This window comes from Streptacidiphilus carbonis, from assembly GCF_000787775.1.
Lineage (GTDB): Bacteria > Actinomycetota > Actinomycetes > Streptomycetales > Streptomycetaceae > Streptacidiphilus > Streptacidiphilus carbonis.
Genome location: NZ_BBPM01000002.1, coordinates 225,760 through 248,773 on the forward strand (window position 1 = coordinate 225,760; position 23,014 = coordinate 248,773).

Consider the following 23,014-nt stretch of genomic DNA (forward strand, 5'->3'; position numbering starts at 1 on the left):
TTGAACTGATGCTTCTCTCATCTGACGCGGAACCAGGTGCCAGGGTTGCTGGCCACGGCGAAATCTGATGCGAATTCACTCCTTCGGGTGAGGACTTCCCTTCCCGAAGCGGAACTGCGCACGATTATCGTCCAGCGCGTCCAGCTGCACAGCACCAGGTGAGGAAGCTCACCCGGCGCTCACCCGGCCCTTGCGATCTCAGTCCTGGTAACCGTAGAAGCCGCGCCCGCTCTTGCGGCCGAGATCCCCCGCGGTGACCATCCGGGCCATGATCTCCGGCGGTGCGAACTTCTCGTCCTGGGTCTCGGTGTAGATGTTCCTGGTGGCGTGCAGCAGGATGTCCACCCCGGTCAGGTCGGCGGTCTGCAGCGGGCCCATGGCGTGGCCGAAGCCGAGCCGGCAGGCGGCGTCGATGTCCTCCGCGGTGGCGACGCCGGACTCGTAGAGCCTGGCCGCCTCCACCACCAGCGCCGAGATCAGCCGGGTGGTGACGAAGCCGGCCACGTCGCGGTTGACCACCACACAGGTCTTGCCCACGCCCTCCGCGAACTCCCGTGCCGCGGCGAGCGTCTCGTCGCTGGTCTTGTAGCCGCGGACCAGCTCGCAGAGCTGCATCATCGGCACGGGCGAGAAGAAGTGGGTGCCCACCACGGACTCCGGACGCTCCGTCGCGGCGGCGATCCGGGTGATCGGGATGGCCGAGGTGTTGGACGCCAGCACCGCACCGGGCCGGGCGATCCGGTCCAGCGCCGCGAACAGCTCCTGCTTGACCTCCAACTGCTCGAACACCGCCTCCACCACCAGGTCGGCGGAGCCCACCGCGTCCAGGTCGGTGGTGGTGCTGATCCGCGCCAGCGCGGCCCCGGCGTCCTCCTCGGAGAGCTTCCCCTTGGCGGTGAAGCGCTGGTAGGAGGACTTGATGCCGTCCAGCCCCCGGGTCAGCGCGGCGTCGGTGACGTCCCGGAGCACGACCTCGTACCCCGCCTGCGCGGCGACCTGGGCGATGCCGGAGCCCATCAGGCCGGCTCCGATGACGGCGATCTGCTTGGCCACTGTGGTGTCCTTCGGTAGATCTCTGCGTTCGACGGCGCCGAGGGTGACGGGGCCGTGGGCTGAATCTAACGGCACCGACCCGCACCCGGCGACGGTGCAACGCCCTCCAGTGGCGAAGCTCACCAGTCCGCTGGCACGCCGGGACGCGGCGGAGCCATACTGGCAGCAGCTACTCGGGGCGGACCGGGAGGGTCACCATGGGCGGAATGGATCCCGTCGTCCAACTGGCCGTCCCCGTCGTGCTGCTGGTGGTCCTGGTGCTGCTGCTGCGCTGGACCTGGACCCCGCGCAGGGGGCGGTCGCTGGTGGCCCGCACCCCCCGACGCGGCGACCCGGGCGAGTACGGTCTGCTGGTCCCGGTCGCCGCCCCGGCGGACGCCGCCGAGAGCGTGCGGCTGACCGCCGTCCTGGAGTCGGCGGGCATCCGCTGCACGGTGGTGGACACCACCCAGGGCCCGCGGCTGATGGTCTGGCCCGACTCGGCCGCCAGCGCCCGGCGGCTGCTGCGTGAGCCGCAGAAGGACGGCGGCGGGCCGGCGGGGTGCTGACCGTTCCCGGTTGCGGCGTGCGGTGGGCTGGTCGCGCAGTTCCCCGCGCCCCTGGACGTTTGCAACCGGGCCACTTGCAGCCCGCTGGGGGCGCGGGGAACTGCGCGACCAACCAGGCACATGCCGCAGCAGTCAGAACGCGGCCGAGTCCGGATCCGCCTCGCGGGTCACCTCGGCGCCGAGCCCGTTCAACTGCTCCACCAGGCCGGCGTAGCCGCGGTCGATGTGGTGTATCTCGGTGACCAGGGTCACCCCCTCGGCGACCAGCCCGGCCAGCACCAGGCCCACACCGGCCCGTACGTCGGTCGCCTGCACCGGCGCCCCGGAGAGCCGGGGGACGCCGCGGAGCACCGCGTGGTGCCCGTCCGTGCGCACCTGTGCGCCGAGCCGGGCCAGCTCCTGCAGGAAGACGAACCGCGCCTCGAAGATGTTCTCGGTGATCATCGCGACGCCCTCGGCCACCGCGTTCAGCGCCGCGAACTGCGGCTGCAGGTCGGTGGCGAAGCCCGGGTACGGCAGGGTGACCACGTCCACCGCGCTGGGCCGACGGTCCATCACCACCCGGAACCCGTCCGGCATGTCGACGACCTCGGCACCGCAGGCGGTGATCTTGTCCAGGGCGATCCGCAGGTGCTCGGCGCGGGCGTGCTCGACGGTGATGTCGCCCTGCGTCATCGCGGCAGCCACCGCGAAGGTCCCGGCGACGATCCGGTCCGGGACGGTCTCGTAGGTCACCGGGGACAGGCTCGGGACGCCCTGCACCTCGATGGTGGAGCTGCCCGCGCCGCCGATCTTGGCGCCCATCGCCTGCAGCATCAGGCAGAGGTCGACGATCTCCGGTTCACGCGCCGCGTTGTCGATGACCGTGGCGCCCTCCGCGAGCACCGCCGCCATCAGGATGTTCTCGGTCGCCCCGACACTGGGGAAGTCCAGCTCGACGGTGGCACCGGTGAGGCCGTCCGGCGCGGAGGCCACCAGGAAGCCGTGCTCGTTGGTGATCACGGCGCCCAGCCTGGTGAGCCCGTCGATGTGCATGTCCAGCCCGCGCGACCCGATGGCGTCCCCGCCGGGCCGGGCCACCCGCACCTGTCCGCAGCGGGCCAGCAGCGGCCCCAGGACCGCGATCGAGGCCCGCATCCGGCGCACCAGGTCGTAGTCGGCCTCGTGCCCGGGCTCGGCCGGCACGTCGATGACCGCAGTGCCGGAATGCTGCGACACCCCGGGGGACGACCCCCGAACCCCCGAGGACCCGGGCTCTGTCGACCACTCCAGGGTCACCGTGCAGCCCATCCGCCGCAGCAGCTCCGCCATGATCTCCACGTCGAGGATCCGCGGCAGGTTCTCCAGCCGGGTCTCCCCCCGCGCCAGCAGCGCGGCGGCCATCAGCTTCAGCGCACTGTTCTTGGCCCCGGGCACCCGCACCCGGCCCACCAGCCTCGCGCCGCCCACCACTCGCAACCGTTCCATCCCGGCATCGTACGGGGGGACAGCGGCCTAACGGTTCTCCCCCGGCACCCAGAGCACGTCCCCGACTGCCTTGTTGGCGGTCCGGGCCAGGATGAACAGCAGGTCGGAGAGCCGGTTCAGGTAAGTCGCGGCAAGCGGGTTGATGCTGTCGCCGTGCGCCTCGATCGCCGCCCAGGTGCTGCGTTCCGCACGGCGGACCACGGTGCAGGCGACGTGCAGGTAGGCGGCACCGGGGGTGCCGCCGGGGAGGATGAAGCTGCGGAGCTTCTCCAGTTCCTCGTTGAACCGGTCGCAGTCCTGTTCAAGGCGGTCGATATAACTCTGCAAAACCCTCAGCGGGGGATATTTCGGGTCCTCGACCACAGGGGTGCAGAGGTCGGCGCCGACGTCGAACAGATCGTTCTGAACCCGCGTCAGCACCGCCGTGACCTCGTCGGTCAGGCCACCGCAGGCGAGGGCCACCCCGATGGCGGCGTTGGCCTCGTTGCTGTCCGCGTACGCGGAGATCCGCGGATCCGTCTTGGCAGTCCGGCTCATGTCGCCGAGGGCGGTGGTCCCGTCGTCGCCGGTGCGGGTGTAGATACGCGTGAGGTTGACCATAGGTCGGAGCGTATCGCGCACCTCAGTGCGTGGCTTGTCGCGCAGTTCCCCGCGCCCCTGGGGGCTGCAACTGGCTCAGTTGCAATTGGTTAGGGGCGCGGGGAACTGCGCGAACAGAAACCATGCACAGACCTGCACCCGCTCAGGCGACGTTGACCCGCTGCCCGGGAGGCGCCGCTTCCAGCCACGCGAGGAACCCCGTCAGGGCGTCCTCGCTCATCGCCAGCTCCAGCGGCTCCCCCGCGTGCCGGCACACCAGCACGACGGCCCCGGAAAGCAGCGCCAGCTCCTCCTGCCCGACGGGGGTCCGCCGGTGCAGCACCTCGATCCGGGACCGCTGCAGCACCCGCCGCGGCCGGGGCGAGTAGCTGAAGACCCGGAACCACTCCACCGAGTCCCGGTTGTACCGCGCGATCCCGAACAGCCAGCCCTTCCCGCCGTTGTCCGCGGCCGAGCCGGACGGGTCCGGGGCGGAGCCCGAGGGAAGCGGCGCGTCCGGCGAGACGTCCGGCACCGGGACGGCGTCCAGCACCGGCACCCGCAACCGAGCCGAGCAGTCGAACGTCCCGCCGACCCGCTGGATCAGCCGCCGCCGCATGGCGAACGCGCCCAGGCCGAGCAGGGCGGCCAGCAGCACCGCCACGACGATCACCACAACGAGGACCACGCCCTGCCACCTCCCTCGCCTGCCGGCCCACAATCCATGCCGTGCCTAGTCAACGCCCGTTCCGTCCCAGGAGTAACTCTCGTTCTCCCGTACGACGGTCGGCCAAGCAGATACAGCAGTCCCGGGGTCACTCGCGTGCCCCGGGACCGGTCGTGCAATCGGCGCCTAGCGGCCGGACGCCGCCCGCAGCCGGACCTCGGCGCGGCGCGCGGCGCCGGCCTCCGTCTCGGCCTTGGCCGCCGCCAGCGCCCGCTCGGCGCGCTCGACGTCGATGTCCTCGGCGAGCTCGGCCACCTCGGCGAGCACCGACAGCTTGTTGTCCGCGAAGGACAGGAAGCCGCCGTGCACCGCCGCGACGACGGTGGTGCCGTCCGCCTGGCGGATGGTCACCGGGTCGGACTCCAGCACGCCCAGCACGGGCTGGTGCCCGGCCTGGATGCCGATGTCACCGGACTTGGTACGGGCAAGGACGATCGTGGCCTCGCCCGACCAGACCTTGCGGTCGGCCGCGACCAGCTCGACGTGCAGCTCAGCCACAGTGGGCTCCTCGGTCTTGATGCCCGTGCCGTGAAGCCCGGGTTGCGGAAAGAATAACGGTCCAGCCGATCAAGAGTGCAATCGGGGGCTGGACTGCAGGGTAAGAACGGAGGGGCGGTCCCGTACGGGGCCGCCCCTCAGCACCTGCCAGGCCGACCAGGAAGGATTACTTCTTGGCCAGCTCGGCGGCGTTGCGCTCCAGGTCCTCGATGCCACCGCACATGAAGAACGCCTGCTCCGGAGTGGAGTCGTACTTGCCGTCGGCAATGGCGTTGAACGCGTGGATGGTCTCGTCGAGCGGGACGGTCGAGCCGTCGACGCCGGTGAACTGCTTCGCCACGTAGGTGTTCTGCGAGAGGAAGCGCTCGATGCGGCGGGCGCGGTAGACGGTGGTCTTGTCTTCCTCGCTCAGCTCGTCGATACCGAGGATCGCGATGATGTCCTGCAGGTCCTTGTACTTCTGCAGGATGCCCTTGATGCGCAGGGCGGTGTCGTAGTGCTCCTGGGTGATGTAGCGCGGGTCCAGGATGCGGGACGAGGACTCCAGCGGGTCCACGGCCGGGTAGATGCCCTTCTCGGAGATCGGACGGGAAAGGACCGTCGTCGCGTCGAGGTGGGCGAAGGTGGTGGCCGGGGCCGGGTCGGTCAGGTCGTCCGCGGGGACGTAGATCGCCTGCATGGAGGTGATCGAGTGACCGCGGGTCGAGGTGATGCGCTCCTGCAGGAGGCCCATCTCGTCGGCCAGGTTCGGCTGGTAGCCCACCGCGGAGGGCATGCGGCCGAGCAGGGTCGACACCTCGGAACCGGCCTGGGTGAACCGGAAGATGTTGTCGATGAAGAGCAGCACGTCCTGGCCCTGCACATCGCGGAAGTACTCCGCCATGGTCAGTGCGGACAGGGCGACGCGGAGACGGGTGCCCGGGGGCTCGTCCATCTGGCCGAAGACCAGCGCGGTCTTGTCCAGAACGCCGGAGTCCTTCATCTCCTCGATGAGGTCGTTGCCCTCACGGGTGCGCTCGCCGACACCGGCGAAGACCGACACACCACCGAAGTTCTCGGCGACACGGTAGATCATCTCCTGGATGAGCACCGTCTTGCCGACACCGGCGCCGCCGAACAGGCCGATCTTGCCACCCTGGACGTACGGGGTGAGCAGGTCGATGACCTTGATACCGGTCTCGAACATCTCGGTCTTGGACTCGAGCTGGTCGAAGCGCGGGGCGGTGCGGTGGATCGGCCAGCGGGTCTCGACCTGGGCGTCGAACTCCGCGCGGTCCGTGTTCAGGACCTCGCCGAGGGCGTTGAAGACCTTGCCCTTGGTGATGTCGCCGACCGGCACCGAGATGGCGCCGCCGGTGTTCACGACACCCGCACCGCGGGTCAGGCCGTCGGTGGGCTGCATGGAGATGGCGCGGACCAGGCCGTCGCCGAGGTGCTGGGCGACCTCGAGGGTCAGGACCTTGCGACCGGTACCGTCCGGCGCGTCGATCTCGACCTTGAGGGCGTTGAACATCTCGGGCATGGCGTCGACGGGGAACTCCACGTCGACGACCGGCCCGATGACCCGCGCGACACGGCCGGTGGCCGTCGCGGTCTCAACAGTGGCAGTCATTGTCAGTCTCTCCCCGCGTTCGCGTCGGCCAGGGCGGTGGCGCCACCGACGATCTCGCTGATTTCCTGGGTGATCTCGGCCTGTCGGGCCGAGTTGGCAAGTCGCGAGAGCGACTTGATGAGCTCTCCCGCGTTGTCGGTCGCGCTCTTCATCGCACGGCGGCGGGCGGCGTGCTCCGAGGCGGCCGACTGCAGCAGCGCGTTGTAGATCCGGCTCTCGACGTACCGGGGAAGGAGTGCGTCCAGCACACCCTCCGCGGACGGCTCGAAGTCGTAGAGCGGGAAGGGTCCCTGCTCCTTGGCGTTCTCCTGCGTCTCCGCCAGGCTCAGCGGAAGCAGACGGACGTCCACCGGGTTCTGGGTGAGCATCGAGACGAACTCGGTCGAGACCAGGTGGAGCTCGTCCACGCCGCCCTCGGCCGTCTCCGTCACGAAGGCGTCGATCAGCTGGGCCGAGACCGTCTTGGCGTCCTGGTAGGTCGGCTTGTCCGAGAAGCCGGTCCAGGCCTCCACGACCGGCTGGTCGCGGTAGCCGAAGTAGCCCACGCCCTTGCGGCCGACGACGTACATGTCGACCTGCTTGCCCTCGGCCCGCAGCCGCTCCGCCAGCGCCACCGACGCCTTGAGGGCGTTGGTGGAGTAGCCGCCGGCCAGACCGCGGTCAGCGGTGATGACCAGCACCGCCGCGCGGACCGCGTTCTCCGGCTCGGTGGTCAGCGGGTGCTTGGCGTTGGACTTGGTCGCCACCGCGGTCACCGCCCGGGTGAGCTCGTCCGCGTAGGGGGAGGAGGCGGCCACCGCGCGCTGCGCCTTCATGATGCGCGACGCGGAGATCATCTCCATCGCCTTGGTGATCTTCTTCGTCGCGGTGACAGAGCGGATCCGGCGCTTGTAGACCCGAAGCTGTGCTCCCATGGGTCGTTACCGTCCTTTCCGTCTCTCGTCAGGCCGAGTCGCCGAGGAGCGCGCCCTGGGAGGTGGTGAACTCCTTCTTGAACGAGGTGATGGCCTCGGTCAGGGAGGTGATCGTGCCGTCCTCGAGCTTGCTGGTCTCGACGATCGTGGTCAGGACGCCCTTGTGCTCGCGGCGCAGGAAGTCCAGGAACTCACGCTCGAACTTGCGGATGTCCTCGACCGGGACCTCGTCCAGCTGACCGGTGGTGCCGGCCCAGATGGAGACGACCTGCTCCTCGATCGGGAACGGCTGGTACTGACCCTGCTTCAGCAGCTCGACCAGGCGGGAGCCGCGCTCCAGCTGGGCCTTGGACGCCGCGTCCAGGTCGGAACCGAAGGCGGCGAACGCCTCCAGCTCGCGGTACTGGGCCAGGTCCAGACGCAGGCGTCCGGCGACCGACTTCATGGCCTTGATCTGGGCCGAGCCACCGACGCGGGAGACCGAGATACCGACGTTCACGGCCGGGCGGATGCCGGCGTTGAACAGGTCGGACTCCAGGAAGCACTGGCCGTCGGTGATCGAGATCACGTTGGTGGGGATGTACGCCGAGACGTCGTTGGCCTTGGTCTCGATGATCGGCAGACCGGTCATCGAGCCCGCGCCCAGCTCGTCCGACAGCTTGGCGCAACGCTCCAGCAGACGGGAGTGCAGGTAGAAGACGTCACCCGGGTAGGCCTCGCGCCCCGGCGGGCGGCGCAGCAGCAGGGAGACGGCGCGGTAGGCCTCGGCCTGCTTCGACAGGTCGTCGAAGATGATGAGGACGTGCTTGCCGTCGTACATCCACTCCTGGCCGATGGCCGAACCGGTGTACGGGGCGAGGTACTTGAAGCCGGCCGGGTCGGACGCCGGGGCAGCCACGATGGTGGTGTACTCCAGCGCGCCCGCCTCCTCCAGCGCACCGCGCACGGAGGCGATGGTGGAGCCCTTCTGGCCGATGGCGACGTAGATGCAGCGGACCTGCTTCTTCGGGTCGCCCGAGCGCCAGTTGTCGCGCTGGTTGATGATCGTGTCGATCGCCACCGCGGTCTTGCCGGTCTGGCGGTCGCCGATGATCAGCTGGCGCTGGCCGCGGCCGATCGGGGTCATCGCGTCGATGGCCTTGATGCCGGTCTGCATCGGCTCGTGCACCGACTTGCGGACCATGACGCCGGGGGCCTGCAGCTCCAGGGCGCGGCGGCCGCTGGAGGCGATCTCGCCGAGGCCGTCGATCGGCTGGCCCAGCGGGTCCACGACGCGGCCGAGGTAGCCCTCGCCCACGGGGACCGAGAGGACCTCGCCGGTACGGCGGACCGTCTGGCCTTCCTCGATTGCGCTGAACTCGCCGAGGACGACGACACCGATCTCGCGGGTGTCGAGGTTCAGTGCGAGGCCGAGGGTACCGTCCTCGAACTTCAGCAGTTCGTTCGCCATGACCGAGGGCAGGCCCTCGACTCGGGCGATACCGTCAGCCGTGTAGACGACCGTGCCGACCTCTTCACGCGAGGCGGCGTCCGGCTGGTACGACTGGACGAAGTTGTCCAGCGCGTCCCGGATCTCCTCCGGCCGGATCGTGAGCTCCGCCATCTGGGTTCCCTGCTCTCCTAGTTGCGATCCTCGGCCCGCCCGTGGAGGGCCGCAAGTATTCGACTCTCGGCCAGCTGTGTGGACTGACCGCTTCTTACCGACCGAGGGTCGGATGCTGCATGGGCACAAGCCCGCTGTGCTTAACCCGCCAGGCCCTGCCGCGCGCCGTCGAGACGGCTCGCGATGGTGCCTTCGATGATCTCGTCGCCGATCTGGATCCGAACGCCGCCGAGGACCGAGGGGTCCACGTCGATGTTCAGGTGCACCTGGCGTCCGACCATCCGCGCCAGCGAGGCGCCGAGGCGCTCCTTCTGGACGTCGGACAGCGGCACGGCCGCGGTGACCAGGGCGACCACGCGCTCCCGCCGACTGGCAGCGAGCCGGGAGTACTCCTCCAGGCCGCCTTCCAGGCTACGTCCACGCGGCTGGCTGACCAGAGCGCCGACCAGCTGCACGGTCTCGGCCTTGGCCTTGCCGTCCAGCAGCCGCTTGACCAGTCCCGTCTTGGCGGGCCCGTCCACGGCGCTGTCGGTGAGCGCGGCACGCAGCTCGGGGCTGCTCGCGACGACCCGGCCGAACCGGAACAGCTCGTCCTCGACCTCGTCCAGCGCGCCGGCCTTGTCGGCGGCGATGATCTCGGTGAAGGCGGCCAGCTGCTCGATGCCGTCGACCAGGTCCCGTGAGGAGGCCCAGCGCGACCGCACCATGCCGGAGACCAGGTCGAGCGTCTCCGCACCGACCTTGCCGCCGAGCAGCGCGGTGACCAGGTCGGCCTTGCGCTGACCGGAGGTCGCCGGGTCGGTCAGGGTCCGGCGCAGCCCGACCTCGCGGTCCAGCAGCCCGGTCACGGCCAGCAGGTCCGCACCGAGCGCCTTCAGGTCGACCGACGCGCTGTCGGTCAGGGCCTCCAGGCGCTCACGGGCTGCGGCGTTCGACTGACGCGTGGCGTTGCTCACTTGGCACCCGCAGACTCACTGGCCTTCGCATCGAGCTCGTCGAGGAAGCGGTCGATGATACGGCTCTGCCGTGCGGAGTCCTCCAGGGACTCGCCGACGACCCGGCCGGCCAGGTCGGTCGCGATGCGGCCGACGTCCTGGCGCAGTGCCGTCGTCACCTGGCGGCGGTCCGCGTCGATCTGGGCGTGACCGGCGGTGATGATGGCCTCGCGCTGGCGCTGGCCCTCTTCCTTCATCTCCGCGATGATCACAGCACCCTGCTCACGGGCGTGCTCGGTGATCCGAGCGGCCTCGTGACGGGCCTCCGCGAGCTGGGCCTTGTACTCCTCCAGCGTGCGGTTGGCCTCCGCCTGCGCCTTCTCCGCCCGCTCCAGGCCACCCTCGATCGCGTCGTGCCGCTCGTCCAGAGTCTTCTGGATGTTGGGCAGAAGCTTCTTGCCGAGGACGCCGAAGACGATGAAGAAGCAGAGCAGGCCGATGATCAGTTCCGCGGTGTCGGGGATCAGCGGGTTCTGCGCCGCCCCCTCCGCCATGAACTTCAGCATGTCTGAACCTTTCGTCGAGTGTGGCTACTGGCTGGTCGGCTTAGCTGAAGATGAAGGGGACGACCAGGCCGAGGAGAGCCAGAACCTCACAGAGCGCGAAGCCCAGGAACATGTTCTGACGGATGATCGGCATAGCCTCGGGCTGACGGGCCATGGCCTCGATCGAGTGGCCGAAGACCAGACCGATGCCCACGCCGGGGCCGATGGCGGCCAGACCGTAGGCCACGGCGCCGAGGTTGCCCTTGACGCCGGTGGAGGCAGCGAGGTTGATGGTCTCGAGAGCGGCAGACATTTTCCCTGTCTTCCTTTGATGCGATCCGCTGGGGGGCTTCCCAGCGGAAGTCTGGTGGGGGTGGGTCAGTGACCCTCTTCAAGCGCTCCGCTGATGTACAGAGAGGTGAGCAGCGTGAAGATGTAGGCCTGCAGGAACTGGATCAGCACCTCGAAGGCGGTCATGCCGACGGCGAGGATGAACGAGCCGCCCGCGAAGGCCGTCATGATCGACGGGGTGAGCAGGTACCAGCTGGCGACGCTGAACATCACGATCAGCATGTGTCCGGCGAACATGTTCGCCCAGAGCCGCACCGCGAGGGTGAACGGACGGGTGATCACGTTCTGCAGGAACTCCAGGAACACGATCAGCGGGATGAGTGGCTTGGGCAGCCCTTCCATCCAGACCAGGTTCTTGACGCCGCCCTTGAAGCCGTGGGTCTTGAACGTCAGGTACATGTACGTCAGCCACACCAGCAGCGCCAGTGCCACCGGGTACGCGAAGCGCGAGGCCACCGGGAACTGGGCGAGCGGGATGATGGACATGATGTTCATGATCCACACGAAGAAGAAGATCGAGGTCAGGAAGGGAACGAACTTGTCGCCCTTCTTGCCGATCACATCGCGGGCGATGCCGCGGGCGATGAAGGTGTAGCCGATCTCACCGACGAGCTGGAGCTTGCCGGGGACGAGCTTGGGCTTGCTGAAGGCCGCCCAGAAGAACCCGACCACGATCACCATGCAGATGAGCGCGAGGAGCATCGGCTTGGTGAAGTCGAAGCTGCCGATGCTGAAGATCGGCTTGAAGTTGAACGAGTTGAGACCCGGCGCGGGGAATCCACAGCCCGAAGGCGTGATGTGACACCCGCTCTCAGCGAGCAGCTTGTGGGTACTCACCCGTGACTCCTTCGTCGTGACGCATAAGAACTGCAACCTTGTGTGTCGGCGCGGCCTTCATGGCCACGGGTCGGCACGGGGACGTGGGGTTGGTGGTGCGGTCGACTCGGGATCCGAGGACCGGGCACCGCCGGGATCTGCACCGTTGCTACAGCTGCCGACCGGATGCGATTCCGGACGATAGCAGATCGGGATGAAGCGTCTTTAGCCCGCCCTTATGCCCCATCTCGGGACTTCGCCTTCACCGGGACCGAGGGCTCCGGGTCGACGTAGAGCGTTTTGGACCTCACCGTGTGCAGGACCTGGCCGCCGACCCAGGCGAGTGCGGTGACCAGCAGGGTGACGGCGAAGGCCTTGCCGTTGAACAGGGTGGTGTGCTTGAAGACCACGATGAAGACCCCGACCAGCAGGATCTGCACCGCGTAGACCAGCAGGCCGGCCGACATGACCAACTGCGGCTTGTCCTGGGTGATCCGCATCAGGGCCCAGAAGCCCGCTCCGAAGAAGACCAGGACCACAGCCAGGCCTACGAGTGCGCCGATCAGACCCTTCTCGCCGGCGAGGACGGTACTGAGCACAGCGGCGACAACCCACACGGGAGCGGCCAGTACGGCCGATCCACGCAGGATCTTGGCGTCGTTGGACAGCATCGTCTTCAACTCCGGCGCAATGAAAGGGAAAGGGCGATCAAGGAAGGCGGAGACCGAGCACTGGATCACAGACCCGCGAGGCGGGTCGCGACCGAACGACCTTCTCCCATAAGGTCCTTCGGCTCTTCTCCTGATGTCGTGAACGGTATCACAAGCTATTTGGTGAGGTCTTTACCCTAGAGCTGTGCTCCGTGCCACATCTGCCTCACCCGTAGGGACTAACGTCCGTTTCGTCCGGATGCGCCCGAATGACGTCCGGCGGCGTGCGCCCCTGTGCCGATCTTGCGAAGCAGCTCTTCGTCCTCGTGGGACAGGGAATCGGCGGCGGCGTCGGCCGGCCCTCCGACCGCCCCGGTAAGAACTTCCCTTACCTTTGCCTCGTCCTCCGCCGCATGGCGGTAGCGCGGCGGGAGGAAGCGCTCCGCCATCCGGGGAGCGCGCGGCTTGAAGCGGGGCATCAGCAGCACGACGATCCCCAGCAGGCAGGCCGCCATGGCGATCTCGGCCAGCAGCAGCGGCGTCCGGTTCACCGAGAAGGCCACCGTGCCGAAGGCGAACAGCCCGGCCCAGAAGTACATGATCAGCACGGCCCGGGTGTGCGAGTGCCCGATGTCCAGCAGTCGGTGGTGCAGATGCTGCCGGTCGGCGGCGAACGGCGACTTGCCGGCCCAGGTGCGGCGGACCACCGCGAGCACCAGATCGGCCAGCGGGATCGCGATCACCGTCAGCGGCAGCAGCAGCGGGATGTAGATGGGCACCATGCTGTGCACGGCCTGGGTCTGCGAGCTGTAGGTCTTGTCCGTCATCAGCGCCGCCGGGTCCACCCTGCCGGTCAGCGAGATCATCGACACCGACAGCAGCAGGCCCAGCAGCAGCGCGCCGGAGTCGCCCATGAAGATCCGCGCCGGGTGCAGGTTGTGCGGCAGGAAGCCCAGGCACATCCCGACCAGGATCGCGCTGAACAGCGTGGCCGGCAGCGCGTCCGCGATCCCGTAGCCGTAGGACAGCCGGTACGAGTAGACGAAGAAGGCCAGCGCCGCGATGCAGACCATGCCGGCCGCCAGCCCGTCCAGGCCGTCGATGAAGTTCACCGCGTTGACACTGATCACCACCAGCGCCACCGCCAGCACGGTGCCCAGCGTCTGCGGCGGGATCCAGGTGCCCACGCCGGGGATCGGCAGCCAGAGCACGGTGACGCCCTGGTAGACCATCACGCCCGCGGCGACCATCTGGCCGCCGAGCTTCACCAGCGCGTCCACGCCCCACTTGTCGTCCAGCACCCCGATGATCCACATGATCGCGGCACCGGACAGCAGCGCACGCACGTCGCTGCTGCCGCTGAAGATGCTGGACAGGGTGGTGAGGTGGGAGGCGACCAGCAGCCCCGCGCACAGGCCGCCGAACATGGCGATGCCGCCGAGCCTCGGCGTCGGCTCCTTGTGCACGTCCCGGTCGCGGATCTCCGGCATCGCTCCGGCGATGATCGCGAACTTCCGCACCGGGCCGGTGAGCAGATAGGTGACCGCGGTGGCGACGCACAGCGTCAGCAGGAACTCACGCACCAGCGCCCTCCAGAATTGCGGTCGGCACCCCCGTGACAACGGCTGAGCATAGCGGCCGAGTCTGGTGGTTTGGGTGTGCATGATGGAGCGTCACAGCGCACCACCTTATTGATGGGGACGCCCGCAACCATCATTGCGGTTTTGTCTACAGATCAATTCACTGATGATTCACGGACCGCGGCGTCGACCGGATAGCGCTGTGCGAGTCCGCGTACCCGCTCCGCCACCTCCTCAGCGCCGTCAGCGCCCCTCGCGCCTTTTGCCCCTTTCGCGTCCGCCGGCCGCAGCACCCGGCCCAGCAGCTCGGCCAGCTCGGTCATCTGCTCGGGCCCCATCCCCCTGGTGGTCACCGCGGCGGTCCCCAGCCGGATCCCGCAGGCCTCGGCCGGCGGCACCTCGTGGAACGGCACCGCGCACCGCCCGATCAGCAGCCCCACCGCCTCGCAGCGGCGCTCGGCCTCCCGTCCGCTCAGCCCCAGGCCCCTGGCGTCGGCGGTGACCAGGTGGGTGTCGGTGCCCCCGGTCAGCAGCCGCAGCCCGGACGCGGCCAGCCCCTCGCCCAGGGCCCGGGCGTTGGCCACCGTCCGGGCCGTGTAGTCCGCGAACTCGGGCTCCGCCGCCCGGCCGAGCACCAGCGCCTTGGCCGCGATCTGGTTCATCGCCGGACCGCCCTGGGTGAACGGGAACACCGCCCGGTCCACCCGCTCGGCCAGCTCGTCCCGGCACAGCAGCAGCCCGCCCCTGGGCCCGCCGAGCACCTTGTGGGTCACCCCGCAGACCACGTCGGCACAGGGGACCGGCGATGTGATGGCACCGCCCGCGACCAGGCCGATGGTCTGCGCGGCGGCGGCCACCAGGTAGGCGCCGACCTCGTCCGCGATGGCCCGGAAGGCCGGCCAGTCCACGTCCCGCGGATAGGAGATCGACCCCGCCACGATCGCCTTCGGCCGTACCGCCCTGGCCAGGTCGCGGACCTGGTCCAGGTCGATCAGGCCGTCGTCCTCGCGCACCCCGTACCCGGAGAAGTCGAACCACCGCCCGGAGAAGTTGGCCGCGGAGCCGTTCGACAGGTGCCCGCCGTGCGCCAGCGACATCGCCAGCACCGCGTCGCCGGGCCGCAGCAGCGCCGCATAGGCGGCGAGCACGGCCCCGGTGCCCGAGAGCGGCTGGACATTGGCGTGTTCGGCGCCGAACAGCGCCTTGGCCCGCTCGACGGCCAGGGTCTCCACGGCGTCGGCCTGCTCGCAGCCGGTGTGGTGGCGCCGACCCGGATACCCCTCGGCGTACTTGTCCGCGAAGACCGAGCCCAGCAGCTCGCGGACCTCGGGAGCGGAGTGGTTCTCCCCCGCCAGCAGTCCGATCTGATCCGCGCGCCTGGTCCGCTCGGCCGCAAGGATGGCCGCTAGGGCGGGATCGGACATGGCTGCACACTCCCTCAACGGTGCGAACAGTCTCACTGTAGGGCGGGGTGCGCGGTTGCGCCCTCGGGACTGCGCCGCGCCGGTGCGCTGCGGAATCGTTCCGGCAGCCGGTCAGACGGTCACCCGGGCCACGCCGGTCAGGGCCGTCACGATCGGGTCCAGGGCGTCGAAGATCTCCTCGCCGCAGTTGCGGAACATCCCCAGCGGCGCGCCGTAGGGGTCGTCCACCTCGTCCGCCTCCGGGGTCGCCGCCAGCAGCCAGCCGCGCAGCGCGGCCGCGGCGCGGACCAGCACCCTGGCCCGCTCCGCCACCTCGGCCGGGGACTCGGCGGCCTCCGGCAGGGTGGCCGGGTCTATCGCCTTCACCAGCCGGGTGAACTCCTTGAGGGTGAAGGTGCGCAGCCCGGCCGCGTGCCCCATGGAGATGACCTGGGCCCGGTGGTCCCGGGTGGCGGTCAGCACCAGGTCGGCGCCGATCACATGCTCGTCCAGCAGCTCCCGGCCGACGAAGCCGCCGGTGTCGGCGCCGTACTCGACCAGCACCTCGGCCGCGTTGGACTCCATCGGCGCGCCCTCGTGGCCCCAGGTTCCGGCGCTCTCCACCAGGATGTCGCCGGCCCGGGCGCCGAGCCGGTCGGTCAGCTCGTGCCGGGTCAGCCGCTCGGCGATCGGCGAGCGGCAGACATTGCCGGTGCAGACATAGAGGATCTTGAAGGCCCCGTGCCGGGGCTCCGCGCCGCCGTAGTAGGGCCGCGGCACCGGTCGCCCCGACCGGGCGCCCAAGGGCATGCCGACACGCACCGCGGTCCCCCGCAGGGACCCGGCGCCGACCTGGTCGGCCCTGGAGTCGGCCGATCGGACATCGGTCAACTGCCGGCCTCCAGGTCCGGTACCACCTCGCGGAGCTGGGCCGCGGAGATCGCGCCCTCCCGCAGCAGTACCGGGGTCTTCCCGGTGACGTCGACGATCGAGGACGCGACGGCGTGGTCGGCCGGCCCGCCGTCCAGGTAGATCGAGACGCTGTCGCCGAGCTGGCGCTGCGCCTCGTCGCAGTCGGCCGGCGGGGTGCCGCCGGTCAGGTTGGCGCTGGAGACGGCCAGCGGTCCGGTGGTGTTGAGCAGCTCGATGGCCACCGGGTGCAGCGGCATCCGCACCGCGACGCTGCCCCTGGTGTCGCCCAGGTCCCAGCGCAGCGAGGGCTGGTGCCGGGTGACGATGGTCAGCCCGCCCGGCCAGAAGGCGTCCACCAGCTCCCAGGCCGACTCGGAGAAGTCGCTGACCAGGCCGTGCAGCGTGGTCGGCGAGCCGACCAGCACGGGGGTGGGCATATTGCGGCCGCGGCCCTTGGCGGCCAGCAGGTCGGCGACGGCCTCCGGCTTGAAGGCGTCCGCGCCGATGCCGTACAGGGTGTCCGTGGGAAGCACGACCAGCTCACCGCGCCTGATCGCGGACGCGGCCTCACGCAGACCGGCGGCGCGGTCGCTCGGATCGGCACAGTCGTAGCGGCGGCTCATCGGTGCAGGCCCCTTCCCTGGGACGGTGAAGACGTGGCTTTGGCGGTAGCAGTCGTGGTGGAAGTGGTCACAGGGCGGCCCTGCGCGCGGTGGCGAAACGGGGGCGGTTGTTGAGGTCGCGGTGGTCCGCCGCGTCCGTCCAGCCGGACTCCTCGCGGAAGATCCACGGCACCAGACCGCCCTGGGTGTCGGCGTGCTCGATCACCACGACGCCCCCGGGCCGCAGCAGCCGGGCCGCGACCTTCTCGATGCCCCTGATGGTGTCCAGGCCGTCCTCGCCGGAGAACAGCGCCAGCTGCGGGTCGTGGTCGCGGGCCTCGGGCGCCACGTACTCCCACTCGGTCAGCGGGATGTAGGGCGGATTGCTGATCACCAGGTCGAAGCGGCCGTGCAGCTCGGACTGGTCCTCGAAGGCCCGGGTGGCGTCGCCCCGTACCAGGCTGATCCGGGCCGCGTCCGGGCTGGCGTCGACATTGCGGCGGGCCCAGGCGTAGGCCTCGTCCGACAGCTCGACGGCGTGCACCCTGCTCCGCGGCACCTCCTGGGCCAGTGCCAGCGCGATGGCCCCCGAGCCCGTGCACAGGTCGACCACCAGCGGCTCGGCCACGTCCATCGAGCGCAGCGCGTCTATGGCCCACCCGACCACCGACTCGGTCTCCGGCCTGGGCACGAAGACGCCCGGCCCGACCTGCAGCTCCAGATACCGGAAGAAGGCCCGGCCGGTGATGTGCTGCAGCGGCTCGCGCGCCTCGCGCCGGGAGATGACCTCCCAGTAGCGGGCGTCGAAGTCGCCGTCGGCGACGGTGTGCAGTTCCCCGCGTTTGACCTCGTGGACGTACGCGGCCAGCTCCTCGGCGTCGAACCGCGGCGAGGGCACGCCCGCGGCGGCCAATCGCTGGGTGGCCTGGGCCACCTCGGCGAGCAGCAGGTTCACCGGCTCCTCCTCGAAGAGTCCATGGAGCCGGCCCCCGCCACCGTGCGTGCGGGTTCGGGGGGTCGCTCCCCGAAATGCTGGAGCACCGGCTCCTCCTGTCAGGGGAAGGGAGATGGGGCGGGGTCAGCCGTTCTGGGCCGCGGCTTCGAGCCTCGCCGCCGCGTCGGCGTCGACCGCCGACTGGATCAGCGGGTCGAGCTCGCCGCCGAGCACCTGGTCCAAGTTGTACGCCTTGAAGCCGGTGCGGTGGTCCGAGATGCGGTTCTCGGGGAAGTTGTAGGTGCGGATGCGCTCCGAGCGGTCCACCGTGCGGACCTGGCTGCGGCGCGCGTCGCTGGCCTCCTGGTCGGCCTCCTCCTGGGCTGCCGCCAGGACCCGGGAGCGCAGGATGCGCATGGCCGCCTCCTTGTTCTGGAGCTGGCTCTTCTGGTTCTGGCAGGAGGCGACGATACCGGTGGGGAGGTGGGTGATCCGTACCGCCGAGTCGGTGGTGTTCACCGACTGGCCGCCCGGACCGGACGAGCGGTACACGTCGATGCGCAGGTCGTTGGCGTTGATCTCGATCTCTACGTCCTCCGCCTCGGGCGTGACCAGCACGCCGGCGGCGGAGGTGTGGATCCGGCCCTGCGACTCGGTCGCGGGCACCCGCTGCACCCGGTGCACGCCGCCCTCGTACTTCAGCCGGGCCCAGACGCCCTGGCCCGGCTCGGCGCCGGCCCGCGCCTTCACGGCCACCTGGACGTCCTTGTAGCCGCCGAGGTCGGACTCGTTGGAGTCGATGATCTCGGTCTTCCAGCCCACCTTCTCGGCGTAGCGCAGGTACATCCGCAGCAGGTCGCCGGCGAACAGCGCCGACTCCTCGCCGCCCTCGCCCGCCTTGACCTCCAGCAGGACGTCCTTGTCGTCGTTGGGGTCGCGCGGCACCAGCAGCAGCCGCAGCTGCTCGGTCAGCTCCTCGCGGCGCTGCTCCAGCTGCTTGATCTCGGCGTAGAAGTCCGGGTCGTCGTCGGCGAGCTCGCGGGCGGTCTCGATGTCCTCGCCGGTCTGCCGCCACTGCCGGTAGGTGCCGGTGATCGGGGTGAGCTCGGCGTAGCGCTTGGAGAGGCGGCGTGCCTCGCCCTGGTCCGCGTGGACCGCCGGATCGGCCAGCCGCTCCTCGAGAACCGCGTGCTCGCTCAGGAGCTCCTCGACTGCCTCGAACATGGGGCTGCGCCTTCTTCCGACGTACGTGACGACACTGTGGATGGGGTGGATCAACGCTGACTCAACGCGAACGGCGCCGACCGGGTGCCTCCGTTGCGGGAGGGCATCCGGTCGGCGCCGACAGGTCGCTAGCCCTGCTTGGCGGCGTGCTTCTTGCCGAAGCGGGCCTCGAAGCGGGCCACGCGGCCACCCGTGTCCATGAGCTTCTGCTTGCCGGTGTAGAAGGGGTGGCAGTTGGAGCAGACCTCGGCGCGGATGACGCCGGCTGCCTCGGTGCTGCGGGTGGTGAACTCGTTGCCACAGGTGCAGGTGACCTGGGTGACCACGTAGGTCGGGTGGATCTCGGGCTTCAAGGGGTGCTCCTAGGTTCGGGAGGGCTCCGGGTCGGGCAGCGGGCTGCCGTCCGTGAACCGGGACCGACGTACCAGTCTGCCAGCACTGGCCGCATCTCCCAAAACCGGGGACGGGCAGCGGGTATTCCTGATAGGCGCGGGGGCCCTCTCTGGGATCTTCGCTGCGGGTCTCGGGTGGCTGGTTGCGCAGTTCCCCGCGCCCCTCAGGCAGGTGCTACTGACCCACAGCGGTTCAGTCGCAGCCCCCAGGGGCGCGGGGAGCTGCGCGGCCGGCCATGCGGAAGCAGCGGCCGAAGGACTAACCCGCCGCCGAGGCCGACGCCGAGGCGGTGGTGGAGGTCGCCGGGTCCGCGCTCTGCAGCGCCGTGACCGACTGCGGCACCGCCGCGTCGTTCTTCAGCGCCGTCCACAGCTCGGTGGCCTCCGGCTCCAGCGCCACCACCCGGTTGGCGTCGGCGGGCGCCCTGGTGTTGGGCATGGTCACCGCGGTGATGTCGGACGACTTGATGGACTTCATGCTCTCGGCGAAGGAGATCAGCGAGGCGACCGAGCCCAGGTCGCTGTCGGTGGTGACGGCGCCGGTCGCGGTGGAGGCCAGGCTGTAGAGCTTGGTCGGGCTGGTCAGCAGCCCCAGCTGCTGCACCTGGTCCGCTATCGACTTCACCATCTGCTGCTGCAGTTCGATCCGGCCCAGGTCGCTGCCGTCGCCGATGCCGTGCCGGGTCCGGACGAACGCCAGGGCCTGGTCCCCGCTCAGCTTGTGGGTGCCGGCCGCGAGGTGCAGATGGCTGTCCGAGTCGTTGATGTCGACCGTGGTGGTGACGGTGACCCCGCCGAGCGCGTCGATGAGCTTGGCGAAGCCCTCGAAGTCGAGCTCGATGTAGTGGTCCATCCGCAGCCCGGTCATCGACTCGACCGTCTTCACCGCACAGGTCGCGCCGCCGACCTCGTAGGCGGTGTTGAACATCACGCTGCTCGCCCCCGCCCTGGTACCGCAGGTGGGCCGGGTCACCAGGGTGTCCCTGGGGATGCTGACCACGGTGGCGTGCGTGTGCGCCTCGTTGACGTGGAGCACCATCGCGGTGTCGGAGCGGGCCGTGCCGTCGTCGGTGCCGCCGCCCAGCGTGCTGTTGCCGCCGGAGCGCGAGTCCGAGCCCAGGACCAGGATGTCCATGGCCCCGGTGCTGCTCATGGCAGGCCGGTCGGTGCCGAGCGCGCCGTTGATGTCCACCGTCTTGATGTTGCTGTTGAGCTTCCAGTAGAGGTAGCCGCCCGTACCGCCGCAGATCACCAGCACGGCCGCGACGGCCCAGGCCAGCAGGGTGAGGACCCGCCTTCGGGAGCGCGGGAGCTTGTGCTGCGGCGTTTCGTGCGACTTGTCCTCCATGTCCCAAACAGTAAGCGCCGAGTCTGAGAAGCACTCTCACAAAATGCCGCCGCCCCGGGTACTGACCCGGGGCGGCGGCATGTGGGCGGGCGGACGGCGTCCGGCCGGAGCGGTCAGTCCTGACCCGGCGTCGTCTTGGCGATCTGCATCAGGAACTCGGCGTTGCTCTTGGTCTGCTTCATCTTGTCCAGGAGCAGCTCGATGGCCTGCTGCGAGTCCAGCGCGTGCAGCACCCGGCGGAGCTTCCAGGTGATCGCCAGCTCCTCCGAGCCGAGCAGGATCTCTTCCTTGCGGGTGCTGGACGCGTCGACGTCCACCGCCGGGAAGATCCGCTTGTCGGCGAGCTTGCGGTCGAGCTTGAGCTCCATGTTGCCGGTGCCCTTGAACTCCTCGAAGATCACATCGTCCATCCGCGAGCCGGTGTCGACCAGCGCGGTGGCGATGATGGTCAGCGAGCCGCCGTTCTCGATGTTGCGCGCGGCGCCGAAGAACTTCTTCGGCGGGTAGAGCGCGGTCGAGTCGACACCACCGGACAGGATGCGTCCGGAGGTCGGGGCCGCCAGGTTGTAGGCGCGTCCCAGACGGGTGATGGAGTCCAGCAGCACGACCACGTCGTGGCCCAGCTCCACCAGCCGCTTGGCCCGCTCGATGGCCAGCTCGGCGACGGTGGTGTGGTCCTCGGCCGGCCGGTCGAAGGTCGAGGAGATGACCTCGCCCTTGACCGAGCGCTGCATGTCGGTGACCTCTTCCGGACGCTCGTCGACCAGGACGACCATCAGGTGGCACTCGGGGTTGTTGTGGGTGATCGCGTTGGCGATCGCCTGCATGATCATCGTCTTGCCGGTCTTCGGCTGGGCGACGATCAGACCGCGCTGGCCCTTGCCGATCGGGGCCACCAGGTCGATGATCCGGGTGGTCAGCACGCCCGGGTCGGTCTCCAGGCGGAGCCGCTCCTGCGGGTACAGCGGAGTGAGCTTGTTGAACTCCGGACGGTTGCGGCCGTTGTCGGGCTCGCTGCCGTTCACCGAGTCCAGGCGGACCAGCGCGTTGAACTTCTCGCGGCGCTCGCCGTCCTTGGGCTGGCGCACCGCGCCGGTGATCGCGTCGCCCTTCCGCAGGCCGTTCTTGCGGACCTGGGCCAGCGACACATAGACGTCATTGGGACCGGACAGGTAGCCCGAGGTCCGGACGAAGGCGTAGTTGTCCAGGATGTCCAGGATGCCCGCGACCGGGATCAGCACGTCGTCATCGTTGACCTGCGGCTCGGCCGGGCCCTCGAAGCCGTCGCGGCGGTTGCGGCGGTTGCGGTCGCGGTAGCGCCCGCGGCGGCGGCCGCCGCCGAACTCGTCGTCCTCGGGGAAGTTGCCCTGGTTGTTCTGGCCCTGGTTCTGCCCCTGGCCCTGCTGGCGGCCCTGGCCCTGGCCGTCCTGGCCCTGGTTGCCGCCGCGGTCGCGGTCCCGGCGGTTGCGGCGCTCGCTGCGGTCGTTGCCGCCGCTGCGGTCGTTGCCACGGTCGTTGCCGCGGTCGCGGCGGCCCTCGCCGCCCTCCGACTCGGCGGCGGGAGCGGCGCCGTCCTGCTGGCCCTGCTGACCGCGCTCGCGGCGCTCCCGACGGTCCCGGCGGCCCTCCCGGCCGTCTGAGCCGTCGCCACGGCCCTGCTCGGGCTGCTCCTGGGTCTGGCGCTCGCGCACCTCGGTCGCGACCGACGCGGGGGCGGCGACCGGCTCCGCAGCGGCCGGCGCCTCCTCCGGTGCACCCGTGAGCGAGGTGACCGGAGCGGTGGCACGGCGGCTGCGGCGCGGGGCGCGCTCCGCGGGGGCGCTGTCGCCCGCGGTCTGGACCGGGATGTCGATCTGCTGCTGCTCGGCCACGGTGCTGTCGACGGCGCGCTCGGCCGCGCGGGAGCGGGCGGTGCGGCGCGCGGGGGCAGCCGGGGCCTCCTCGACGGCGGGGGCGGCAGCGGTCGCCTTCGCGGCGCGGGTGGCGCGCTTCGCGGGGGGTGCCTCCGAAGAGGCGGCGAGCAGCGGGTCCCCGCCGCTCTTGGCCTTGATCGCGTCGATCAGGTCGCTCTTGCGCATACGGCCGGTGCCGCTGATGCCAAGGCCGGTGGCGAGCTGCTGGAGCTCGGCGAGCACCATGGCGTTGAGCCCGGTGCCCGTGGTCCGACGGCGCTTCGGCGCGGGGGCCGCAGTGGCGTCCGACGCGTCAGCGTCCGGGCGCACGCCCATCAGATCGGTGGTGTCGCTCACGAAGGGTCCTTCCCTGGAGCGGACGTCGGCCTGTCTGGCTCGGCGACCGGTTGTGCTGTCCGTCGCTGCGCT

The 23,014-nt window shown here is 69.9% G+C and carries 23 protein-coding genes; 1 reads left to right on the plus strand and 22 read right to left on the minus strand.

Going from position 1 to position 23,014, the window contains the following annotated elements; all coding sequences use genetic code 11:
• Window positions 1-198: 198 nt before the first annotated feature.
• On the minus strand, window positions 199-1,053 hold the full coding sequence (locus TR46_RS02430) for a 3-hydroxyacyl-CoA dehydrogenase family protein (protein WP_042392612.1): 855 nt from the start codon (window positions 1,051-1,053) through the stop codon (window positions 199-201).
• Between the two features lie 206 nt (window positions 1,054-1,259).
• Here TR46_RS02430 and TR46_RS02435 point away from each other — a divergent pair, with 206 nt between their 5' ends.
• Window positions 1,260-1,601 (plus strand): hypothetical protein, encoded by a 342-nt coding sequence (locus TR46_RS02435; RefSeq protein WP_052432497.1) that lies wholly within the window; start codon window positions 1,260-1,262, stop codon window positions 1,599-1,601.
• 132 nt (window positions 1,602-1,733) lie between these two features.
• Here TR46_RS02435 and murA read toward each other — a convergent pair whose 3' ends face one another.
• The 21 genes from murA to rho all read right to left on the minus strand — a co-directional run bounded on the left by murA (window position 1,734) and on the right by rho (window position 22,942).
• On the minus strand, window positions 1,734-3,068 hold the full coding sequence (murA, locus tag TR46_RS02440; protein WP_042392615.1) for a UDP-N-acetylglucosamine 1-carboxyvinyltransferase: 1,335 nt from the start codon (window positions 3,066-3,068) through the stop codon (window positions 1,734-1,736).
• A 27-nt stretch (window positions 3,069-3,095) separates the two neighbouring features.
• On the minus strand, window positions 3,096-3,668 hold the full coding sequence (locus TR46_RS02445) for a cob(I)yrinic acid a,c-diamide adenosyltransferase (protein WP_042392617.1): 573 nt from the start codon (window positions 3,666-3,668) through the stop codon (window positions 3,096-3,098).
• Between the two features lie 142 nt (window positions 3,669-3,810).
• Window positions 3,811-4,335 carry a DUF2550 domain-containing protein gene (locus TR46_RS02450; protein ID WP_042392619.1) on the minus strand — a complete coding sequence of 175 codons (525 nt, stop codon included), beginning with the start codon at window positions 4,333-4,335 and terminating at the stop codon, window positions 3,811-3,813.
• Window positions 4,336-4,500: 165 nt separating this feature from the next.
• A complete protein-coding gene (locus tag TR46_RS02455) occupies window positions 4,501-4,872 on the minus strand; it encodes a F0F1 ATP synthase subunit epsilon (RefSeq protein WP_030257222.1) in 372 nt (123 codons plus the stop codon).
• A 166-nt stretch (window positions 4,873-5,038) separates the two neighbouring features.
• Window positions 5,039-6,484 (minus strand): F0F1 ATP synthase subunit beta, encoded by a 1,446-nt coding sequence (gene atpD, locus TR46_RS02460; RefSeq protein ID WP_042392622.1) that lies wholly within the window; start codon window positions 6,482-6,484, stop codon window positions 5,039-5,041.
• A 2-nt stretch (window positions 6,485-6,486) separates the two neighbouring features.
• Window positions 6,487-7,398 carry a F0F1 ATP synthase subunit gamma gene (locus TR46_RS02465; protein ID WP_042392624.1) on the minus strand — a complete coding sequence of 304 codons (912 nt, stop codon included), beginning with the start codon at window positions 7,396-7,398 and terminating at the stop codon, window positions 6,487-6,489.
• Window positions 7,399-7,426: 28 nt separating this feature from the next.
• Window positions 7,427-9,001, minus strand: coding sequence for a F0F1 ATP synthase subunit alpha (gene atpA, locus TR46_RS02470; protein ID WP_042392626.1), 1,575 nt, complete (start codon window positions 8,999-9,001; stop codon window positions 7,427-7,429).
• Window positions 9,002-9,141: 140 nt separating this feature from the next.
• The gene (locus tag TR46_RS02475; RefSeq protein ID WP_042392629.1) at window positions 9,142-9,957 is read right to left on the minus strand and encodes a F0F1 ATP synthase subunit delta; all 816 of its coding nucleotides are present in this window, start codon (window positions 9,955-9,957) and stop codon (window positions 9,142-9,144) included.
• Window positions 9,954-10,502 carry a F0F1 ATP synthase subunit B gene (locus TR46_RS02480; RefSeq protein WP_042392632.1) on the minus strand — a complete coding sequence of 183 codons (549 nt, stop codon included), beginning with the start codon at window positions 10,500-10,502 and terminating at the stop codon, window positions 9,954-9,956. Before TR46_RS02480 ends, TR46_RS02475 begins: the two co-directional genes overlap by 4 nt.
• A 40-nt stretch (window positions 10,503-10,542) precedes the next feature.
• On the minus strand, window positions 10,543-10,794 hold the full coding sequence (atpE, locus tag TR46_RS02485) for an ATP synthase F0 subunit C (RefSeq protein WP_030257237.1): 252 nt from the start codon (window positions 10,792-10,794) through the stop codon (window positions 10,543-10,545).
• Window positions 10,795-10,859: 65 nt separating this feature from the next.
• On the minus strand, window positions 10,860-11,669 hold the full coding sequence (gene atpB / locus TR46_RS02490; RefSeq protein WP_042392637.1) for a F0F1 ATP synthase subunit A: 810 nt from the start codon (window positions 11,667-11,669) through the stop codon (window positions 10,860-10,862).
• A gap of 215 nt (window positions 11,670-11,884) precedes the next feature.
• The gene (locus TR46_RS02495) at window positions 11,885-12,319 is read right to left on the minus strand and encodes a Cg1360 family ATP-synthase-associated protein (RefSeq protein ID WP_042392639.1); all 435 of its coding nucleotides are present in this window, start codon (window positions 12,317-12,319) and stop codon (window positions 11,885-11,887) included.
• Between the two features lie 218 nt (window positions 12,320-12,537).
• Window positions 12,538-13,881, minus strand: coding sequence for an MraY family glycosyltransferase (locus TR46_RS02500; protein WP_042392641.1), 1,344 nt, complete (start codon window positions 13,879-13,881; stop codon window positions 12,538-12,540).
• A gap of 152 nt (window positions 13,882-14,033) precedes the next feature.
• Window positions 14,034-15,302 (minus strand): serine hydroxymethyltransferase, encoded by a 1,269-nt coding sequence (glyA, locus tag TR46_RS02505; protein WP_042392642.1) that lies wholly within the window; start codon window positions 15,300-15,302, stop codon window positions 14,034-14,036.
• Window positions 15,303-15,413: 111 nt separating this feature from the next.
• Window positions 15,414-16,172: an arsenate reductase/protein-tyrosine-phosphatase family protein gene (locus tag TR46_RS02510; RefSeq protein WP_236655176.1), complete on the minus strand. Its 759-nt coding sequence runs from the start codon at window positions 16,170-16,172 to the stop codon at window positions 15,414-15,416.
• Window positions 16,169-16,816, minus strand: coding sequence for an L-threonylcarbamoyladenylate synthase (locus TR46_RS02515; protein ID WP_042392644.1), 648 nt, complete (start codon window positions 16,814-16,816; stop codon window positions 16,169-16,171). The genes TR46_RS02510 and TR46_RS02515 overlap by 4 nt, the downstream gene beginning before the upstream one ends.
• 67 nt (window positions 16,817-16,883) lie before the next feature.
• Complete coding sequence (gene prmC, locus TR46_RS02520) at window positions 16,884-17,750, minus strand: peptide chain release factor N(5)-glutamine methyltransferase (RefSeq protein WP_042392648.1); 867 nt, start codon at window positions 17,748-17,750, stop codon at window positions 16,884-16,886.
• Between the two features lie 123 nt (window positions 17,751-17,873).
• Window positions 17,874-18,953, minus strand: a complete 1,080-nt coding sequence (prfA, locus tag TR46_RS02525; protein ID WP_042392649.1) for a peptide chain release factor 1 — start codon at window positions 18,951-18,953, stop codon at window positions 17,874-17,876.
• A gap of 128 nt (window positions 18,954-19,081) precedes the next feature.
• Window positions 19,082-19,306 (minus strand): 50S ribosomal protein L31, encoded by a 225-nt coding sequence (gene rpmE / locus TR46_RS02530; protein WP_042392652.1) that lies wholly within the window; start codon window positions 19,304-19,306, stop codon window positions 19,082-19,084.
• A 298-nt stretch (window positions 19,307-19,604) separates the two neighbouring features.
• A complete protein-coding gene (locus TR46_RS02535; RefSeq protein ID WP_063770506.1) occupies window positions 19,605-20,693 on the minus strand; it encodes an LCP family protein in 1,089 nt (362 codons plus the stop codon).
• 113 nt (window positions 20,694-20,806) lie between these two features.
• Entirely contained in the window at window positions 20,807-22,942 is a 2,136-nt protein-coding gene (rho, locus tag TR46_RS02540) for a transcription termination factor Rho (RefSeq protein ID WP_042392654.1), read from the minus strand.
• Window positions 22,943-23,014: the final 72 nt, after the last annotated feature.

Excerpts from the sequence above, each read along its gene's own strand:
- TR46_RS02495 (WP_042392639.1), bottom strand. The coding sequence starts at position 12,319 with ATGCTGTCCAACGACGCCAAGATCCTGCGTGGATCGGCCGTACTGGCC.
- atpA (WP_042392626.1), bottom strand. The coding sequence starts at position 9,001 with ATGGCGGAGCTCACGATCCGGCCGGAGGAGATCCGGGACGCGCTGGAC.
- TR46_RS02480 (WP_042392632.1), bottom strand. The coding sequence starts at position 10,502 with ATGCTGAAGTTCATGGCGGAGGGGGCGGCGCAGAACCCGCTGATCCCC.
- TR46_RS02535 (WP_063770506.1), bottom strand. The coding sequence starts at position 20,693 with ATGGAGGACAAGTCGCACGAAACGCCGCAGCACAAGCTCCCGCGCTCC.
- murA (WP_042392615.1), bottom strand. The coding sequence starts at position 3,068 with ATGGAACGGTTGCGAGTGGTGGGCGGCGCGAGGCTGGTGGGCCGGGTG.
- prfA (WP_042392649.1), bottom strand. The coding sequence starts at position 18,953 with ATGTTCGAGGCAGTCGAGGAGCTCCTGAGCGAGCACGCGGTTCTCGAG.
- atpE (WP_030257237.1), bottom strand. The coding sequence starts at position 10,794 with ATGTCTGCCGCTCTCGAGACCATCAACCTCGCTGCCTCCACCGGCGTC.
- TR46_RS02515 (WP_042392644.1), bottom strand. The coding sequence starts at position 16,816 with ATGAGCCGCCGCTACGACTGTGCCGATCCGAGCGACCGCGCCGCCGGT.
- TR46_RS02445 (WP_042392617.1), bottom strand. The coding sequence starts at position 3,668 with ATGGTCAACCTCACGCGTATCTACACCCGCACCGGCGACGACGGGACC.
- TR46_RS02465 (WP_042392624.1), bottom strand. The coding sequence starts at position 7,398 with ATGGGAGCACAGCTTCGGGTCTACAAGCGCCGGATCCGCTCTGTCACC.
- TR46_RS02435 (WP_052432497.1), top strand. The coding sequence starts at position 1,260 with ATGGATCCCGTCGTCCAACTGGCCGTCCCCGTCGTGCTGCTGGTGGTC.
- glyA (WP_042392642.1), bottom strand. The coding sequence starts at position 15,302 with ATGTCCGATCCCGCCCTAGCGGCCATCCTTGCGGCCGAGCGGACCAGG.
- atpD (WP_042392622.1), bottom strand. The coding sequence starts at position 6,484 with ATGACTGCCACTGTTGAGACCGCGACGGCCACCGGCCGTGTCGCGCGG.